This is a genomic window from Bradyrhizobium sp. USDA 3397, assembly GCF_054060965.1.
The window spans coordinates 6381349-6399263 of record NZ_JBSSDS010000001.1; the positions used below are offsets into that span (position 1 = coordinate 6381349).

General features: G+C 65.8%; 18 protein-coding genes and 1 pseudogene. 7 read left to right on the top strand and 12 right to left on the bottom strand.

Annotated elements, in window-relative coordinates; translation table 11 throughout:
* Positions 1-30 precede the first annotated feature (30 nt).
* The gene (locus tag ACVWYQ_RS29535) at positions 31-1074 is read right to left on the bottom strand and encodes a C-terminal binding protein (protein ID WP_271543068.1); all 1044 of its coding nucleotides are present in this window, start codon (positions 1072-1074) and stop codon (positions 31-33) included.
* A gap of 254 nt (positions 1075-1328) precedes the next feature.
* Between ACVWYQ_RS29535 and ACVWYQ_RS29540 the strand changes: the two genes are divergently transcribed.
* Positions 1329-3014: a methyl-accepting chemotaxis protein gene (locus tag ACVWYQ_RS29540; RefSeq protein WP_404546104.1), complete on the top strand. Its 1686-nt coding sequence runs from the start codon at positions 1329-1331 to the stop codon at positions 3012-3014.
* A 295-nt stretch (positions 3015-3309) separates the two neighbouring features.
* Here ACVWYQ_RS29540 and ACVWYQ_RS29545 read toward each other — a convergent pair whose 3' ends face one another.
* Together ACVWYQ_RS29545 and ACVWYQ_RS29550 are read right to left on the bottom strand one after the other, a co-directional pair.
* The gene (locus tag ACVWYQ_RS29545) at positions 3310-4287 is read right to left on the bottom strand and encodes a Bug family tripartite tricarboxylate transporter substrate binding protein (protein WP_404546106.1); all 978 of its coding nucleotides are present in this window, start codon (positions 4285-4287) and stop codon (positions 3310-3312) included.
* 98 nt (positions 4288-4385) lie between these two features.
* Positions 4386-5321, bottom strand: a complete 936-nt coding sequence (locus ACVWYQ_RS29550; protein WP_404546108.1) for a DMT family transporter — start codon at positions 5319-5321, stop codon at positions 4386-4388.
* 104 nt (positions 5322-5425) lie between these two features.
* Between ACVWYQ_RS29550 and ACVWYQ_RS29555 the strand changes: the two genes are divergently transcribed.
* A complete protein-coding gene (locus ACVWYQ_RS29555; protein ID WP_404546455.1) occupies positions 5426-5815 on the top strand; it encodes a DUF1330 domain-containing protein in 390 nt (129 codons plus the stop codon).
* Between the two features lie 209 nt (positions 5816-6024).
* Here the strand turns inward: ACVWYQ_RS29555 and ACVWYQ_RS29560 are convergent, their stop codons facing one another.
* The gene (locus tag ACVWYQ_RS29560; RefSeq protein ID WP_035998893.1) at positions 6025-6957 is read right to left on the bottom strand and encodes a DMT family transporter; all 933 of its coding nucleotides are present in this window, start codon (positions 6955-6957) and stop codon (positions 6025-6027) included.
* Between the two features lie 422 nt (positions 6958-7379).
* Here ACVWYQ_RS29560 and ACVWYQ_RS29565 point away from each other — a divergent pair, with 422 nt between their 5' ends.
* The gene (locus ACVWYQ_RS29565; RefSeq protein WP_057028019.1) at positions 7380-8672 is read left to right on the top strand and encodes an adenylosuccinate synthase; all 1293 of its coding nucleotides are present in this window, start codon (positions 7380-7382) and stop codon (positions 8670-8672) included.
* A 37-nt stretch (positions 8673-8709) separates the two neighbouring features.
* Positions 8710-10302 carry a hypothetical protein gene (locus ACVWYQ_RS29570; protein ID WP_404538032.1) on the top strand — a complete coding sequence of 531 codons (1593 nt, stop codon included), beginning with the start codon at positions 8710-8712 and terminating at the stop codon, positions 10300-10302.
* Positions 10303-10422: 120 nt separating this feature from the next.
* On the opposite strand, the gene ACVWYQ_RS29575 is transcribed toward ACVWYQ_RS29570, so the two are convergent.
* From ACVWYQ_RS29575 to ACVWYQ_RS29585, 3 genes are all read right to left on the bottom strand, one after another.
* Complete coding sequence (locus ACVWYQ_RS29575; RefSeq protein WP_035998968.1) at positions 10423-10695, bottom strand: hypothetical protein; 273 nt, start codon at positions 10693-10695, stop codon at positions 10423-10425.
* 252 nt (positions 10696-10947) lie between these two features.
* Positions 10948-11166, bottom strand: coding sequence for a PIN domain-containing protein (locus tag ACVWYQ_RS29580; protein WP_197963910.1), 219 nt, complete (start codon positions 11164-11166; stop codon positions 10948-10950).
* A gap of 36 nt (positions 11167-11202) precedes the next feature.
* Entirely contained in the window at positions 11203-11445 is a 243-nt protein-coding gene (locus tag ACVWYQ_RS29585) for a cysteine rich repeat-containing protein (RefSeq protein WP_157288099.1), read from the bottom strand.
* A gap of 156 nt (positions 11446-11601) precedes the next feature.
* Between ACVWYQ_RS29585 and ACVWYQ_RS29590 the strand changes: the two genes are divergently transcribed.
* Positions 11602-12027, top strand: a complete 426-nt coding sequence (locus tag ACVWYQ_RS29590) for a DUF5413 family protein (protein WP_271541259.1) — start codon at positions 11602-11604, stop codon at positions 12025-12027.
* A 58-nt stretch (positions 12028-12085) separates the two neighbouring features.
* Positions 12086-12628, top strand: coding sequence for a DUF4112 domain-containing protein (locus ACVWYQ_RS29595; protein WP_271541261.1), 543 nt, complete (start codon positions 12086-12088; stop codon positions 12626-12628).
* Between the two features lie 239 nt (positions 12629-12867).
* On the opposite strand, the gene ACVWYQ_RS29600 is transcribed toward ACVWYQ_RS29595, so the two are convergent.
* From ACVWYQ_RS29600 to msrA, 4 genes are all read right to left on the bottom strand, one after another.
* Positions 12868-13161 carry a hypothetical protein gene (locus ACVWYQ_RS29600; protein WP_024337713.1) on the bottom strand — a complete coding sequence of 98 codons (294 nt, stop codon included), beginning with the start codon at positions 13159-13161 and terminating at the stop codon, positions 12868-12870.
* A 212-nt stretch (positions 13162-13373) separates the two neighbouring features.
* Positions 13374-13538 carry a DUF3309 family protein gene (locus tag ACVWYQ_RS29605; protein ID WP_271541263.1) on the bottom strand — a complete coding sequence of 55 codons (165 nt, stop codon included), beginning with the start codon at positions 13536-13538 and terminating at the stop codon, positions 13374-13376.
* Between the two features lie 107 nt (positions 13539-13645).
* Positions 13646-14065 (bottom strand): peptide-methionine (R)-S-oxide reductase MsrB, encoded by a 420-nt coding sequence (msrB, locus tag ACVWYQ_RS29610; protein ID WP_271541266.1) that lies wholly within the window; start codon positions 14063-14065, stop codon positions 13646-13648.
* Between the two features lie 30 nt (positions 14066-14095).
* A complete protein-coding gene (gene msrA / locus ACVWYQ_RS29615; protein WP_157287406.1) occupies positions 14096-14800 on the bottom strand; it encodes a peptide-methionine (S)-S-oxide reductase MsrA in 705 nt (234 codons plus the stop codon).
* Between the two features lie 178 nt (positions 14801-14978).
* On the opposite strand from msrA, the pseudogene ACVWYQ_RS29620 reads away from it, so the two are divergent.
* Positions 14979-16426 (top strand): annotated as a pseudogene (locus ACVWYQ_RS29620) (caspase family protein); the annotation flags it as partial.
* Positions 16427-16565: 139 nt separating this feature from the next.
* On the opposite strand, the gene ACVWYQ_RS29625 reads toward ACVWYQ_RS29620, so the two are convergent.
* Entirely contained in the window at positions 16566-17681 is a 1116-nt protein-coding gene (locus ACVWYQ_RS29625) for an ATP-dependent DNA helicase (protein WP_157287405.1), read from the bottom strand.
* Between the last annotated feature and the right edge of the window lie 234 nt (positions 17682-17915).

Below are 17915 nucleotides of genomic sequence, written 5' to 3' on the forward strand. Positions count from 1 at the left end.
TCGGTCGTGGGCGCTTGCTGCGCCGCCCGCCTAGCTGTTCGGCCCGCGGTCCATGCTGACGGGCTGCCAGCGGCGGAGCGCGGTGTTCTGCAGCACCGACGGATTGACGCAGCTTACCGGCCACATGCCCTGGAGCACCAGTGACAATTCGTAGCCCACCCGGCGCTTGCGCGCCTCGTCGAACCGTGCCGAGGCCGAGGCGACATGGGCGGTCAGGGTCACGTTCTCCATGCCGAGCAGGGGATTGTTGTGCGAGGGCGGCTCCTTTTCCAGCACGTCGAGGGCGGCGTGCGCGATCCAGCCCTCCTGCAGCGCCTTGATCAGGCTCTCCTCGTCCACGGTGGCACCGCGGCCGGTGTTGATGAAGATCGAGCCCTTCTTCATCTGCCGGAAGTGCTTCTCGGTCAGCATGTGGTGCACCTCGGGCCGCGCAGGGGCATGCATCGAGACGAAGTCGGATTGCGACAGCACCTCGTTCAGTGTCGCCGGGATCACGCCGTGCTCGTACATCAGCGTTTCCTGGATGAAGGGGTCGTAGGCCATCATGCGCAGGCCGAAGGGCGCGGCGCGTTTGGCGACCGCACGCGCAACCCGGCCGAACGAGATGAAGCCGAGCGTCTGGCCCATCAGTCTCGGGATCTTCAAAAGGGCCGGCCGGCCCTCGGCCCAGCGGCCATCGCGCACCATGCGGTCCTGCTCGACCAAGCGGCGGAAGCCCGCGAGCAGCAGCATCATGGCGTGGTCGGCGACCTCCTCGATGAAAGTGTCGGGGATGTTGGTGACGGGAATGCCGCGGGCCGTGGCGGCCTTGACGTCGACGCTGTCGACGCCGACCGAGCCGAGCGTGATGACCTTGCAGCTCTCGAGCGCGTCGATGATCGACTTGGTGATCGGGATGCCCTTGGCGTAGATCGCGTCGGCGTTCTTCGCGGCGGCGATGAACCCGGCCTCGTCGGCGGGCGCCTCGATGATCTCGGCATCGATCGGATCGAGCGCCTCGCGCTCATAGGAATAATCGCTGCCGGCGACCGTGAAGCTCGCACCCTTCGGCGTCACCACCCTGTATTTCGGCATTCTCCGCTCCCGATTTGGTTTCTTGTCGTGGTCCGCCTCGACGAGCGGGCCTTTGCGTCTTTTACGCGAAATTCGGGCAAGTGCGTACAATTCACGGTTGTTGCGGGCGACGTATATTTCCGTTTTTCCGTGCAAGCCCCGGGCTTCTACGGAGGTGCGTAAGTAACTTGCTAAGGGCTCCGCCACTAAGACTTGATTCGAATTTGATCGATCTCGTCGTGCGCCCGTACCCCAATATTGCCGGAGCTAACCCCGTGAAGTTGAGCAATCTGAAGATCGCCTCGAAGCTTGGCATTCTCGTTGGAGTCACGCTGTTCGGCCTCTGCATCTCCGGAGTTCTCGCCGGCTATCTGATGAAGCGCGAGATGGTGAATGCGCGCATCGACCAGGCCAAGGCGATCGTCGAGCTGGCGCGCAACTATGCCGCCGCGTTGAAGAAGCGCGTCGATGCCGGCGAGATGACGAAGGACGCCGCGATGGCCGAGCTTCGCCGCTACGGCAACGCGATGACCTATGACAAGGGTGCCGGCTACCTGTTCGGCACGTCCTATGACGGTCTCACCCAGCTTGCGCCCGATCCGAAGGTGATCGGCACCAACCGAATGGACGTCGTGACCAACGGCCGCAAGCTGTCGCTGGAATTGATGAACGGCGTCAAAGCCAACGGCGAGATCCTGCTTCACTATGAATATATGAAGCCCGGCCAGGAAACGCCGATCCGCAAGGTCGGTTACGCCGTCGCGATCCCCGGCTTCGATATGTATCTCGGCACCGGCGCCTATCTGGATGATATCGACGCCAAGATGGGTCCGGTCTACTGGCTGCTCGGCCTCGCCGTGCTCGGCATCGTCATCGTTGCCGGCAGCGTCGCCTGGATGATCGGCCGCAGCATCAGTGCTCCGCTCGGCCTGCTCGGCACCCGGATGCGGGAGCTGGCTGACGGCAAGCTCGAAGGCGACATCCCCGGCGTCGGTCGCGGTGACGAGGTCGGCGCGATGGCTTCGACCGTGCAGATCTTCAAGGACAACGCGGTCCGCATCCGCGACCTCGAGAAGACAGATGCGGACGCCAAGGAACGCGCCGCGACCGAACGCCGCAGCACCATGGAGGAGATCGCCAACGATTTCGAACGCAGCGTCAACGGCATCGTCCGCTCGGTCTCCTCGGCCGCAGCCGGCATGCAGACCACGGCGCAATCGATGACCGCGACCGCCAGCGATGCCTCCTCGCGCGCGGCGACCGTCGGTGCCGCCTCGCAGAAGGCGTCGGGCAATGTTGGCACCGTTGCGGCCGCCGCCGAAGAGCTGTCGAGCTCGGTTGCGGAAATCTCCCGCCAGGTGACGCGCTCGACTGAAGTTGCGAGCCGTGCCGTTAGCGATGCCGAGCGCACCAACGCCACGGTGCAGGAGCTCTCCACCGGTGCCGAGAAGATCGGCGAGGTGGTCAAGCTCATTCACTCGATCGCGGCGCAGACCAACCTGCTCGCGCTCAACGCCACCATCGAGGCGGCGCGTGCCGGCGAGTCCGGCCGCGGCTTCGCCGTGGTCGCCTCCGAGGTCAAGGCGCTCGCCAACCAGACCGCGAAGGCGACCGAGGAGATCTCCGCCCAGGTCGCGGCGATGCAGACCTCGACCAGCGACGCGGTGTCGGCCATCTCCGGCATCACCCAGACGATCGCCGAGATGAGCGAGATCACCGCCGGCATTTCCGTATCGATCGAGCAGCAGGGCGAGGCGACGCGCGAGATCGCCCGCAACATCCAGTCGGTCGCGGCCGGCTCGAGCGAGATCAACGCCCATATCGGCAGCGTCACCTCGGCCGCCGAAGCGACCGGCAGCGCGGCCAGCGATGTGCTCACCAACGCCCGCGAGCTGGACACCCAGTCCGGCGCGCTGCGCGATGCCGTCGATGGCTTCCTCGCCAAGGTGCGCGCGGCGTAACTCGTCGCGCAAAAACTCTACGCCGTCGTCATGCCCGGGCTTGTCCCGGGCATCCACGTTCTTGGGCGCGGCATGTGCGGCTGCGTGGATGGCCGGGACAAGCCCGGCCATGACGGAGAATGCGCGAGCACACGATCTCGTGCCCCGGACGCAGCGCAGCGCTTCCCCGGCGATGCGAAGCATCGTCCCGTGCAGCGGTGCGCTGCAGAGCCGGGGCCCATGCTAGCGGCAATCTGGGTCCCGGTTCTGCGCAGCAGCGTTTCACGCTGCAGCGCGTCCAGGACACAAGACCGCGTCACTGCTTCTCGATCTTCGCGTTGGCGATCAGCTTTTCCCACAGCACCAGCTGCTCGTTCACGAAGGTGCCGAGCTGCTCCGGCGTGCCGGAAAAAGCGTCCATGCCGAGCGTGGCGAGCTTGGCCTTGATCTCCGGGTTCTCGATGATCTTGCGGATCTCGGTGTTGAGCCGGGTCACGATCTCCTTCGGCATGCCGGCCGGGCCGAAATAGCCCTGCCAGGACGTGATGTCGAAGTCCGGCACGCCGGCCTCCTGCATCGAGGGCAGGTGTGGCACCAGCGGCGTGCGGTTCTTGGTGGTGACGGCGAGCGCGCGCAGGGCGTTGCCGTTGACATGGGGCAGGCCGGTCAGGATGTCGACGAACATCATCGACACGCGGCCGCCCATGACGTCGTTGAGCGCCGGCGGCGAACTCTTGTAGGGCACGTGCAAAAGGTCGAGCCCGGCATTGTGCGCGAAGGTCGCGCCCGACACGATCGCCGCCGACGAGCCCGAGGCGTAGCTCAGCTTGCCCGGATTGGCCTTGCCATAGGCCACCAGCTCTCCGACCGTCTTGGCCGGCACCTCGGGATTGATGACCAACATGAAGGGCAGATCGCCGGTGCGGGCAATCGGGGTGAAATCCTTGACCGGATCGTAAGTGAGGCTCTTGAGCAGATAGGGATTGGCCGAATGCGTAGTGTTGGTCGTCACCAGCAGCGTGTAGCCGTCGGGAGCAGCCTTCGCGACATAGGTCGCGGCAAGCATGCCGTTGGCCCCCGCCTTGTTCTCGATCACGATGGGAACGCCGAGCGCCTGCGACAGATGCTGCGAAATCAGCCGCGTCGTGGTGTCGGTGCCGCTGCCGGCCGCGAAGGGCAGTACCAGCGTGATGTTGCGGCTGGGATAGGTGTCGGCGTGAGCGGTGGAGGCTCCCGTGAGGCATAGCGCGGCCGCGGCGACGGTCCGCAGGTTTCGAATCAGCCCTGAAATCATGTCGGTCGTTCCCTCTTTTTGGTTTGGCGGGGAACCTAGCTTGTCCAAAGGGGAATCGGAAGATGGCTATAGGTCGTGACCGCGTCCGTCGCGCGGAATTATGTCATCGCCGAGCCCCGCCGCGATGCAAGCACGACTCCGGCGAGCACCAGCGCGTAACCGATTAGGTGGAACGGCTGGAGCTTCTCGCCCAGCAGCACGATCGCCAGCGCCGAGCCGAACACCGGCACCAGATGGAAGAACGGCGCCGCCCGGTTCGGCCCGATCAGCGCCACGCCGCGGTTGAAGAAGAGATAGGCGAGGGTGGAGGGGAAGATCAGGATGTAGCCCAGCGTCGCCAGCGTGATCGCGTCGAATTGCAGCACGCGGCCGCTCGCCGCCTCCCAGATTGCCGTCGGCAGCAGCATCGTCGCGCCGCAGCAGGTGGTGAAGGACAGGAAGGAGAGCTGGTGGATCTTCGGTCGCCGCGGGATGAAGGCCGAATAGAGCCCGAACGCCACCAGCGAGGAGGCGAACATGATGTCGCCCCTGTTGAAGCTGATGCTTGCCAGCGCGGCGAGGTCGCCGCGCAGGATGATGATCAGCACGCCGAGCAGCGAGATCGCGATGCCGCCGAGCTGCGCGCCGGTCAGCCGCACGCCGAACAGCACCAGCGACCACAGCGCCACGAACAGCGGACCCGCCGACTGGATCAGCAGCGCGTTCAGCGCCTCGGTGTATTGCAGCGCCCAGTACGAGATCGCGTTGTTGAAGGCAAAGCCGACCAGCGACAGGAACAGCATCAATGGCATGCTCTGGCGCAAGGCAGGCCAGTCGCGCTTCAGATGTGGCCAGGCGAACGGCAACAGGATCAGGAACACGCCGAACCAGCGGATCGTGGTGATCGTCAGCGGCGGCACATGCGCCCCGACATGGCGCGCGAGCACGATGTTGCCGGCCCAGAACAGCGAGGTCAGGCTGAGCAGCAGATAAGGCTGGTTGTTGAGCCAGCTGGCCGGATTGGCGGCCGGTGGCGCGGGCGAAGCGGTCGTCATGGGCGTTGGATGCAACTTGCGCCCGATTGCCGCGATGGCACAAGTCATAGCGCCGCAATGCTACAATGCAGCCGAGCCTTAAGGAGGTGCCATTGGCGGTCAATATGTTGAACATCGAGGGCCTGGAGCGGCTCGATCCGAATGCGCCGGTGGTGATGCTGAACCTGATGCGCTTCCACGCGCGCTCGCGCGATGGCGACGGGTCGGGCTGGGACGCATACTTGCGCTACAGTGCGATCACGGTGCCGATGATCAAGGCGCGCGGCGGCACGCTGCTCTGGACCGGTGAAGGCAAGGCGGTCGCACTCGGTCCGCACGCGGGCAACGATTGGGACTTCGTCGCGCTGGTCCGTTACCCGTCCGTCTCGGCCTTTCTCGACATGATGACCTCGCAAGCCTACGAGCGCGAAGCCGATCCGCATCGCGTCAACGCCTGCGCCGAGCACCTGATCATCGCGACGAGCGAGGCCTACAGCAAGTTCAAGACGAAGTAGCGGGGCAGGCTTGCTCACCCTCCCCTGGAGGGGGAGGGTCGATCGCGCGTAGCGCGAGCGGGGTGGGGTGGTCTCTCAACTCGGGCAGTGTCGAACGTGGAGAGACCGTCACCCCACCCCGTCTCACATTTCGCTGCGCTCCATGTGAGCCGACCCTCCCCCTCCAGGGGAGGGTAAGAGGCACCTGCGTATTTGGATGAATGCTGCGCCTAACTTGCCTGCTTTCGCGACGCCGCGAACACGCCCGCCAGCACCAATGCGAAACCGATGAAGTGGAACGCCTGCGGGTGCTCGCCCAGAAACGCCATCGCCATGATCGAGCCGAACACCGGCACGACGTGGAAGAACGGTGCGGCGCGGTTGGCGCCGATCAGGCGCACGCCGCGATTGAAGCAGAGATAGGCGAGCGTCGAGGGGAAGACGGCGACGTAGAACAGGGTCAGGAGATTCGGCCCGTCGAGCTTCATCACCGGGCGCGCGGACAGTTCCCAGATCTCGAGCGGAATTAGACAGGCCGCGCCGCAGCCGAAGGTGAAGGCGAGGAACGAGAGGCCGTGCATCGGCGGCCGCCTCAGTGACAGCACCGAATAGAGCGCGAAGATCAGGAGCGCGAGCAGGAAGATCAGGTCGCCCTTGTTGAAGTCGATGCTCGACAGCGTGGTGAAATCGCCGTGCAGCAGGATGGTCAGCACGCCGCACATCGACAGCAGTACGCCGAAGGCCTGCGCGGCGGTGAGACGAATGCCGAGGATGACCAGCGACCACAGCGCCACCAGCAGCGGCGCGGCCGACTGCAGCAGCAGCGTGTTGAGCGCCTGGGTGTGCTCCAGCGCCCAATATTGCAACGTGTTGAAGGCGCCGATGCCGGTGACCGAGAGCGTGACCATCAGGCCGAGCTTGCCGCGGATCGCCGGCCAGTCCTGCACGAGGTGCTTGAAGGCGAACGGCAGCACCAGCAGGAAGGCAAAGAACCAGCGCAGGAACGACAGCGTCACCGGCGGAATGTGGCCGGCCGCGAGCCGCCCGACGATGGCGTTGCCGGCCCAGCACAGCGCGGTGATGCTGAGCAGCAGGTAAGGCTGGTTGGCGATCCAGCTGTGGCCGGATGTTTCCGCGGGCGTGGTCTGGCCGGTGGCGGACATTGTGATGGTTGAGCCCCGCGTCGAGTACGCCGAGCCCTCCGACCCGGCGAGGTCCGGGCCGGCTGATCACCCGGCAGGTCCAAAGACACGGAAAACGAGGTTGCATCAACGGGGACGGGCGCATCGCGACCATGCTGGCGGCGAAGGCGGCCTCTCCCGCTTTGGTCGAAGCTGTTGCGCCGGCCTGCCAGGGTTCGGGATTTTCCGCGGATATCAAGGGCTTGGACCGGACGTTGGACCCCGAAAAAGCCCCGTTCTTGCTTGCCTAGAGAGGCTGCTTCCTTTATCCGGTTGGCTGCCTTGCGTGCGGGCGGCTCCGGCTGCCGATTGGGCTGGGCGCAGGCGTGATCCCGGAAAAGTGGGCACCGGTTTTCCGCGAGGATCATGCCTTCTAGAGACAGATTGAACAGGATTACCCGCGAATGGCCAATGTTGTCGTCGTCGGCGCCCAATGGGGCGACGAAGGGAAGGGCAAGATCGTCGACTGGTTGTCGGAGCAGGCGGATATCGTCGTCCGCTTCCAGGGCGGCCACAACGCCGGCCACACGCTGGTAATCAACGGCAAGACCTACAAGCTCGCGCTCCTGCCCTCCGGCGTGCTGCGCGAGGGCAAGCTGTCGGTGATCGGCAACGGCGTCGTGTTCGACCCCGCCGCCTTCCTCGACGAGGTCGCCAGGCTCAGGTCGCAGGGCGTCGATGTCGGCCCCGACAACCTGCGTGTCGCGGAAAACGTCACGTTGATCCTGCCGCTGCACCGCGAGCTCGACGCGCACCGCGAATCCGCCAGCGCCGCCACCGCGATCGGCACCACCCGCCGCGGCATCGGCCCGGCCTATGAAGACAAGGTCGGCCGCCGCGCCATCCGCCTGATGGATCTTGCCGATCATCAGACGCTGCCGCACAAGATCGACCGCCTGCTGGCGCACCACAACGCGCTGCGCCGCGGCCTCAACCTGCCGGAATTCGACGGCGCGGTGATCCTGAAGGAGCTGATGGCGATGGCGCCGCAGCTCCTGCCCTATGCCGAGACGGTCTGGCGGCTGCTCGATATCGAGCGGCGCGCCGGCAAGCGCATGTTGTTCGAGGGCGCGCAAGGCGCGCTGCTCGACGTCGACCACGGCACCTATCCCTACGTCACCTCGTCCAACACGGTGGCGGCCCAGGCCGCGACCGGCGCCGGCCTCGGGCCGGGCGCGGTCGGCTACGTGCTCGGCCTGTGCAAGGCCTACACGACCCGCGTCGGCCAGGGCCCGTTCCCGACCGAGCAGGACAACGAGATCGGCCGCAAGATCGGCGAGCGCGGCCGCGAGTTCGGCACCAATACCGGCCGTCCGCGCCGCTGCGGCTGGTTCGACGCCGTGCTGGTCCGCCAGGCGGTCCGGACCTGCGGCATCAATGGCCTGGCGCTGACCAAGCTCGACATCCTCGACGGCTTCGATTCGATCGAGGTCTGCACCGGCTACAAGCTCGACGGCAAGGAGATCGACCATTTCCCGGCCGGCGAGGGCGCGCAAAGCCGGGTCGAGCCGATCTACGAGACCATCGAGGGCTGGAAGGAGCCGACCGCCAATGCGCGGTCCTGGGCCGACCTGCCGGCGCAGGCCATCAAATATGTCCGGCGGATCGAGGAATTGGTGGGATGTCCGGTCGCGCTGCTTTCCACCAGCCCGGAACGCGAAGATACTATCCTGGTGCAAAATCCGTTTGAGGCTTAACGATATCTTACCGGGACGCGCGTATAGTTGAGTAGAAATGGCTGATTACTATCCGCTGATCGCCCGCGCTATTGCCGCCCTGGACCCCAACGCTCCCGGCGAAAGCCGTCGCGCGCTCTATGAGCGGGCGCGCACGGCCCTGATCGCGCAACTGCGCAGTGTGCAGCCGCCGCTCTCCGAATCCGAGATCACCCGGGAACGGCTGTCGCTCGAGGAGGCGGTCCGCAAGGTCGAATCGGAGGCCGCCCAGCGAGCCCGCGAGGCCTCGCGTCCCGGTGGCGGCGCCCGCTCCGGCTCGAGCGGCGATGCCTTCCGCCGCGCCAGCACCCGTGCCACCGAGGGTAACCCGGCAGCAGTGCCGCCGCGCACGCGTCCGGCCCCGACTCCGCCGCGCGCCGACCGCCCGTCCTTCAATGTCGATGACCAGGGCGAGGCCCCGCGGCCGCCACGCGCACCCCGTTTCGACGCCCCGCGCCCACCTAGCCCCTCCGCCCCGCCGCCGCCGGAGCCGCCGGCCGGCCGCGATCGCCAGGGTGGGCGGCGTCCGCCCGAGGTCGGCCCCCCGCCGCCGCTGCCGTCCTCACCCGGCGTGCGCGGCTTCCGCGACATCACGGCCGACGCCAACGATCTCGGCGGTGCCGCCGCGCAGGCCAGCCGCGCCGCGCGCCGCACCTACGCCAACGTGCCCTCGCCCTCGCCGGAATTCGACCGGCTGGAGCCGAGCCTGGAAAACCGCGCCGGTGAGACCGAAGCGCCCTATTCCTATGACGAGTCGATCGAGGAGGCCGAGCGCTACACGCCGCAGCCGCCGTCGCCGCGTCCGCGCATCGCCCCCGATCGCGACGTCAAGAAGCGCGCCCGCACCGGCTCCGCCTTTCCGTTCAAGAGCGCGATTGCCGTCGGCATCGTGCTCATCCTGGTTGGTGCCGGCATCCTCTGGGGCAAGCAGCTGGTCCAGATCGTCAACGGCTTTCTCAAGCCGTCCGCGACGCAAGTTGCGGATACGCCGACGACCCCGGCGCAGCCGCAGAGCAAGCCCAAGATTCCCGATCGCGTCGGTCAGCCCTCGGCGGACCAGCCGGTCGCGCCGGTGGCGCAGAAGGTCGTGCTCTACGACGAGGATCCGTCCGATCCGAAGGGCAAGCAATATGTCGGCTCGGTGGTGTGGCGGCTCGAGCCGATCAAGGCCTCGGGCAACCAGAAGGCCGACGTCGCCGTGCGCGCCGACATCGAGATTCCCGACCGCAAGTTCAAGATGACGATGTCGTTCCGCCGCAACACCGATTCCTCGTTGCCGGCGAGCCACACGGCGGAACTGACCTTCATCCTGCCGCAGGATTTCCCCGGCGGCAGCGTCTCCAACGTGCCGGGCATCTTGATGAAGTCGAACGAGCAGGCCCGCGGCACGCCGCTCGCCGGCCTCGCGGTCAAGGTCACCGACGGGTTCTTCCTGGTCGGCCTCTCCAATGTCGACGCCGACCGCGCCCGCAACGTCCAGCTCCTGAAGGAGCGCTCCTGGTTCGACGTGCCGCTGGTCTACGCCAACCAGCGCCGCGCCATCATCGCCATCGAGAAGGGCGCCCCCGGCGAGCGCGCCTTCAACGACGCCTTCGCGCAGTGGGGCGACTGAGGTTCTTCTGTCATTCCGGGGCGCGGGTAGCGCGAACCCGGAATCCATTTCACCGCGTCACATGCCGCGCGATCGATTCCGGGCTCGTGCTTCGCACCCCCGGAATGACGTCCGAGAGGACTACTGCGCCGCGGCTTCCCGCTTGCGCGATGCCGCGGCGGCGGCGTGCTGGCGGTCCATCACGGCGCGGCAGCCGGGGCTGACCTGCGCCTTGTTCCGCACCATGCAGGCGGTGATCCGCGGGATGTCGGGAATCTCGCTGGAGCACAGCCGCATGGCGTCACCCGAGCACATCTGCTGTGCTTCTTGCGTGAAGGCGAGACTGGGCGAGGTCTGGAGAGCGAAGGTGGTGGCGACTGCGAAGAGCGAAGCGATGGTCTGAAGGCGTGTCATGTGGAATGGATCCCCGAGTTCCCTTAAGGCTTGAGCCGCTTGGTTTTGGGGCGCCGCACGCGGCTTGATCTGCCGCATGTCGCAGCCTTCACGTCGGGAGCTTCGATCCCGCGTGTGGTCGCTCGACTTCTTGATGCTCGAATCGAAAGTGCTGCGCCGCCCGAGCGAAGTATGCGCCATTGTCACGCGCCCGCAATGGCCGGCACAAAGGAATTCGCAATTGTTGCACGCCAGTCACGTCGCGCGATCAGATCAGCCGATCGGAGACGCTTGTTCCGCGTCGCTCGCGCCGAGAGCGGCGGCGTGCTCCTCGACAGCGGTCACGCCCTTGGGCGTCAGCTCGAACAGATCGCCGTCCTTCATCACGTAGCCGTCGGCGATCAATTGCCCCATCTTGCCCTGCCGGTCGTCGGCAAAGGCAACGGACTGGCTGATGTCCCGCAGGATCGAGAGTTCTTCGTCGTGCAACATGGCGTCACTCTCCGTTCGCGGGGTATGGGTTCGTCCTCACATGCCGTGGCTCTGAAACACCTTGCTGCAGGACTTCGACAGCTTGCCCCGGTTGGCTTGCAAGCAGCTCTGCACTGCCCCGTCATTGCCGAGGTCCTTGCGGCAGAAGCGCTGCGCATCGCGCGTGCAAGCCTGCCGCTCCTGTGGCGTGCCCATATGACCTTGGGCCAGCGCGGGTGCCGTCGGCAGGCTGCTCAGGGCCGCCAGCGCGATCGTCGCCAGAAAGAATTTGCGGGCCATCGGCGGCTCCAGTCTGCCAGGGGTTGAACTGCCAGGGTTGAATTCAGTCCAGCATGAACTCATCGCCTTGCCACTTGTTCCCCTTGAGGAGCCCGGCGCCCGCTGTTCAAGGTTCCCGCTGCGCTGCTATAACGCCTGCAGAGTGTGAGGTGCTTGATGAAACGCTATCTGGTATTTGCGCTGGTCGTCCCATTCATCGGCGGGTTCCTGCTGCTGCTGACGACGACCTACCAGTCCGGCTATTGGGCCCAGACCAACCTCGGCGAGGTCGGCAAGCTGTTCGCGGTGTTCTTCAAGACGCTCCAATACAGCTACCTGTTCGGGTTCTTGCCTGCGCTGATGATCGGCGCAGTCGATGACATCCTGATCCACATCCGCCGGATCGGGCCGGTCTTGCGGATGCTCCTGGTCGGCCTGTTCGCCTTCGCTCTGGCCTCGCTCACTCACAGCTCGCGCGGGCCGGATTCGGGCGCGGTGCAGATCATCCTGTACGGGCTCGTCGGTTTCGTGCCGGCGGTGATTTCATCCTGGCTGGTGCATCGCTACGTCGAGGAGCCGCAAGCCGTGCCGGTGCCGACCTGACGCGCGGCGTTCGGGCGCGGCCGCAACCTCCGCCGCGCTGGCGCGTTCACTGAAGGCCATGGCCATGCAAGACGACGACATCCTCGCTCCGCGCAAATCCCGTTCCGGGAGCGGCTCGCATGCGCGCTTCTCGCGCGACGAGGCGCGCGGCCCGATCATCGACCAGGACGGCCACGAGATCAGGCCGGAAAGCCTGGAGCACGGATTTCGCGAGTTTCGTTTCGAGTTCGGTCAAGGCAGCCCGTTCGGCAATCTGACGCGCGAGCAGCGGATCGCGCGGCTCGAGGCGATCGCCAAGCTGCTCGACGTCGCCTTCATCCTGCCCGGCACCAACATCCGCTACGGCATCGACGGGCTGATCGGATTGATTCCCGTCGTCGGCGACATCATCACCACCGCGATCTCGCTGTGGCTGGTGCGCGAAGCCCGCGCGCTGGGCGCGCCCTGGCACATCACGGCGCGCATGCTCGGCAATGTCGCGGTCGACGGCGTGGTTGGCCTGGTCCCGTTCGCGGGCGACGCCTTCGACGTCATGTTCCGCGCCAACACGCGCAACGTCCGCCTGCTCCAGCGCTGGCTGGAAAAGCAGCCGCGGATGTAGCCTGGCTGAGAGCGCTCGCCGCGAGTCCGACTGGTCGACAATGCGCTCCATCTCCCAGAGTCGTCATTGCGAGCGCAGCGAAGCAATCCAGAATCTTGCCGCGGAGGGACGCTGGATTGCTTCGCTGCGCTCGCAATGACGGATGAGAGATAGCGGGTGAGAAAGCCCCCAAAACACAAAAGGCGCGACGACCTTTCGGCCATCGCGCCTTCTGCGCACATCGAACTTGTTGCGAAAGCTTACGCCGCGTCGGCGTCGGTCTCCGCGGCCGGGGCCGGCTTGGGCCGGCGGGGCAGCGGGAAGGCATCGCTCTCGTACAGCGAGCGGATGCCGTTCTGGTCGAAGCGCGCTTCCTCGACCTGGAGATAGGCGCCGTTCAGCGAGTCCGTCGGCAACTGCTCCATCGCGAACTGCACGGCCTCGGCCGCAGTGCCGAACCGCCGATAGGTGAAGCCCGCGCGCTTCTTCTTGCGGATGGCGGCGGGGAAGAGCTCGGCGGAGGTGTTGAAGTTGAACGGACGCAGTGGACGCATGGTCAAAGACCTCGTGATCTTCTCTGGGGCTTTAAGCGCGTGGGGTTGGGGAGGGCAGGGGCCGCAATCGAGCGGGCCCGCCGCATGTCATTGTCGCTCTCTAATATAGGCCGATTTGACAAAAATGCGACCCCCGCGATGCGAGATGATGAATCAGCGCATGGCAGCCCCGCGGAGACGAAACTTATCGATATTTCAAAGGCTTATATGACTTAAACTTTGTCGAGAAGCAGCAGCACGACCAGGATCACCAGCACGACCCCGCCGATCCCGATACCGGAATGGCCAAGGCCATAGCCGTAGCCGCCGAACCGGCCGGACAGGCCGCCGACGAGATAGATGATCACCAGGATGATCAGGATGGTCCCAAGCGCCATGGCATCCTCCCTGGCGGCCACCGAAATGCGATGATCGGCGCACCGCCAGAGCAGAAAAGCACATCACGCCGCCGGGTTCCACGGGGGAACCCGGCGGCGGGCTTGGGTTATTTGGGCTCGAGCTTCAGGGCCGCGGAATTGATGCAGTAGCGCAGGCCGGTCGGCCCGGGGCCGTCGGGGAAGACGTGGCCGAGATGGCCGCTGCATTTGGAGCAGAGCACCTCGGTGCGGATCATGCCGTGGCTGGTGTCCCGCTCCTCGTCGATGTGGCTCTCGACTGCGGGTTGGGTGAAGCTCGGCCAGCCGCAGCCGGAATCGAACTTGGCATCCGACTCGAACAGCACATTGCCGCAGCCGGCGCAGACGTAGGTGCCGGCACGGTGGTCGTGCTCATATTCGCCCGAGAAGGGACGCTCGGTCGCCTTCTCGCGCAGCACGGCGTATTGCATTGGCGTCAGCTCGCGCCGCCACTGCTCTTCACTCTTGATGACCTTGTCGTCGGTCGTTTTCGTCTTGGTGTCGGGCATGGGTCTCCCGTTGCTTTGGTGATCTCGCGATCAGTTGGTCGCCTTGCCGGCATTAACCAGCGTCGGCTTCTCGATGTAATTATCCGCGAACAGCTTTTTCAGGTTCTCGACCTTCGGAATGTCGTTGAAGGCGATGTAGGGCTGGTTCGGGTGCAACGTCATATAGTCCTGGTGATAGGCCTCCGCCGGATAGAACGCCTCCAGCGCGCCGATCTTGGTCACGATCGGCTTGTTGAACACCTTGGCGCCGTTGAGCTGGGCGATATAGGCCTCCGCGACCTTCTTCTGCTCATCCGACGTGGTGAAGATGGCCGAGCGATATTGCGGGCCGACGTCGGGACCCTGGCGGTTGAGCTGGGTCGGGTCGTGCACCACCGAGAAGTAGATCTGGAGGATCTTGCCGTAGGAGATCTTCTTCGGGTCGTACTTGATCTCGACCACCTCGGCATGGCCGGAGCGGCCGCTCGACACGGTCTTGTAGTCGGCGGTCGCCTTGGTGCCGCCGGCATAGCCGGAGACCGCGTTGACCACGCCTGCGGTGTGCTGGAAGACGCCTTGCACGCCCCAGAAGCAGCCGCCGGCGAGCACGGCGGTCTGGACGCCGCTCGCGGGTGCCGCGTCCAATGTAGGGGCTGGGATCACGACCGCCTCCTCCGCGGCCCGCGACGGCATCACGAAAGCCAGCGTCAGGGCGGTGGTTGCGGCGAGCAGGGTGGCGAGGGCGGTTCGGCGCATGGCATCCTCTTTCGGAAGGGCTGACAGTCTAGGGCGTTCGGGACCGGGCGAACAGCCTGCCCGGCCGCGTTTTCGCATCATCCGAGATACGGGCCGTACCGCAGATTGTTACGCCGGGGCGGACACGAGACCGTGAGGACGCGGTCGGCGCGGCGACCGGCCGGCTTGGCGGGATGCGGAGACGCTGTCCATGGCCATCGACCTCGATCCCGGCAACGTCGTCGCGCTCAACCTGCGCGGCCTCGCCTATGAGCGGAGCGGGCAGGAGGATCTCGCGATGGCCGACTACAACCTCGCGCTCCGGAAACGCCCGGCCTATGGCGTTCCCTACAACAACCGCGGCGTCATCCACGCGCGCCGCGGCGCGCTGCAGAGCGCGATCGACGATTTCAGCCTGTCGATCAAGTACACGCCGAAATTCCTGCTCGCCTGGACCAATCGCGCCCGCGCGCGCACGCTGATGAAGGATTTCGACGGCGCCATCGCCGATTTCGCCGAGGCCGAGAAGATTGATGCGGCTGCGCCGCAGATCGCCGGCAACCGCTGCATCACCTACGGCATGACGGGCAAGTTCGACCGCGCCCTGGCCGATTGCAATGGCCTGATCGAGAAGCAGCCCAGGAACGCGCGTTCGTGATCAACAACCGCGCCGACGTCAACATGATGAAGGGCGATCTCGACGCGGCGCTGAAGGATTACAACACGGTCATCCAGATCAACCCGAACAATGTCCGCGCCCATTCCGGCCGCGGCCAGATCTACGAGCGCAGGAAGGATCTCGCGCAGGCCCGCGCCGATTATCGCGCCGCCGCCTATTCGCTGACGAGGTTCGACGAGACCGAGGTTGCGCGCGCCCGCGCCATCGCGCAGGAGCGGCTCGCCGCCCTGACGCCGAAGGAGGCGGCGAGCGCGACGACCGACCGTCGCGTCGCGCTGGTGGTCGGCAACGGGGCCTACAAGAACGTCCATGCGTTGCCCAATCCGCCGCGCGACTCGAAGCTGATCGCGGGCGTGCTGCGCGACCTCGGCTTCCAGACCGTGATGGACACCAGGGACCTCACCCGCGATGCGTTCTTCCAGACGCTGAAGGCCTTCGCCGAGGAAGCGGAAAAGGCCGATTGGGCCATGGTCTATTATGCCGGCCATGGTTTCGAGATCGGCGGGGTGAACTATCTCGTTCCGGTCGACGCCAAGCTCACCGCCGACAAGGACGCCGAGACCGAGGCCGTCGCGCTCGAGCAGGTGATCGCCGCGGTCGGGGCGGCGCGAAAAGTGCGTCTCGTCGTCCTCGATGCCTGCCGCGACAATCCGTTCGCGCCGGCCATGCAGCGCACGCTGTCGCTGAAGCTGGTCGAGAAGGGCTTTTCCAACATCGAGCCCGGTGCCGGCTTCATGGTCGTCTACGCCGCCAAGCACGGCCAGACCGCGATGGATGGCGATGGTAGCCCCAACAGCCCGTTCGCCACCGCGCTCGCGCGCGAGATCAAGCAGCCGCGCGTCGAGATCCGAAAATTGTTCGACATCGTCCGCGACGACGTCTGGGCCGCGACCCAGCACGCGCAGCAGCCGTTCACCTACGGCTCGCCGCCGGGGCGGGAAGATTTTTACTTCGTTGCGGGGAGGTGAGGAGGCTCGGGTTGTAGGGTGGGTTAGCCGAGTGATTGCGCGAAGCGCAATCACTCGGCGTAACCCACCACTTCTGTCGCCGCCGAAACTAAGGAGGTGGGTTACGCCTTCGGCTAACCCACCCTACGGCAGCGGCGCTCTAGACGACGATACTCAGCCGTTTAGCCGCCCGCGTGATGCCGGTATAGAGCCACCGTGCTCGCGAATCCTGAAACGCAAAACTCTCGTCGAACAGCACGACGTCGTCCCATTGCGAGCCCTGCGATTTGTGCACGGTCAGGACGTAGCCGTAGTCGAATTCGTCATAGGGCTTGCGCTGCTCCCAGGCGATCTGCTCGACCCCGCCCTCGAAGCAGTCCGCACGCACCGAGACCTTGGTCACCTTGTGGCCGAAATCCTCGTCCGGCGATAGCCGCATCGAGAGGATGCGCGATTTCGAGCGCGAGGTGTTGCGCGACTTGACGCGCCACAGGCCGCCATTGAACAGGCCCTTCTTGCGGTTGTTGCGCAGGCACACCAGCTTGTCGCCGGCGACCGGGAACTGGTCCTCGATATTCTGGCGCTGGCGTACCCGCATGTTGTAGGCGCGGCGGGTGTTGTTGCGGCCGACCAGGATCTGGTCGGCGCCCATGACGCGATCGGGATCGAGCTCCTTGCGCGAGACGACCTCGCTCTCGCCATAGCGACCGATGTCGAGCTCGCGGCCCTCGCGCACGTCCATCGACATCCGCACGATCGGATCGTCCTGGGCTTGGCGATGCACCTCGGTCAGCATCGCATCCGGCTCGGAATTGGTGAAGAAGCCGCCGCCCTGGATCGGGGGCAACTGCGCGGGATCGCCGAGCACCAGCAGCGGGCAGTCGAACGACATCAGGTCGCGCCCCAATTCGGCATCGACCATCGAGCATTCGTCGATCACGATCAGCTTCGCCTTCGAGGCCGGCGCATCGTCCCACAATTCGAAGCTCGGCTGCTCCTCGCCGGATTCGCGGGCGCGGTAGATCAGCGAATGGATGGTGGAGGCGCCGTCGCAGCCCTTGTTGCGCATGACGAGGGCCGCCTTGCCGGTGAAGGCGGCGAACTTCACCTCGCCGTCGACGCCCTCGGCGATGTGCCGCGCCAACGTGGTCTTGCCGGTGCCGGCAAAGCCGAACAGGCGGAACACCGGCGGCGTGCCGCCCCGTCCCGGCTTGGCCTTGAGCCAGTCGCCGACGGCCTTGAGCGCAGCATCCTGATGCGGGGTGAAAGTGGCCATGTCTGTCTTGAGGGAGCGGCGAATGAGGCGATTCGCCTTCCCTCAAACTAACCATTCGCCCCAACGGTTCAAGCGCAGGGCGATCGCATTTCAAGGCCGTTCTCGCGGCCATCCTTCGAGACGCCCGCCTTGGCGGGCCCTCAGGATGAGGACAGAGTGCGCGGCGGCAGTTTCGGCGGGCGCGATGCCGCTCAGCCTCATCCTGAGGAGGCTGCGAAGCAGCCGTCTCGAAGG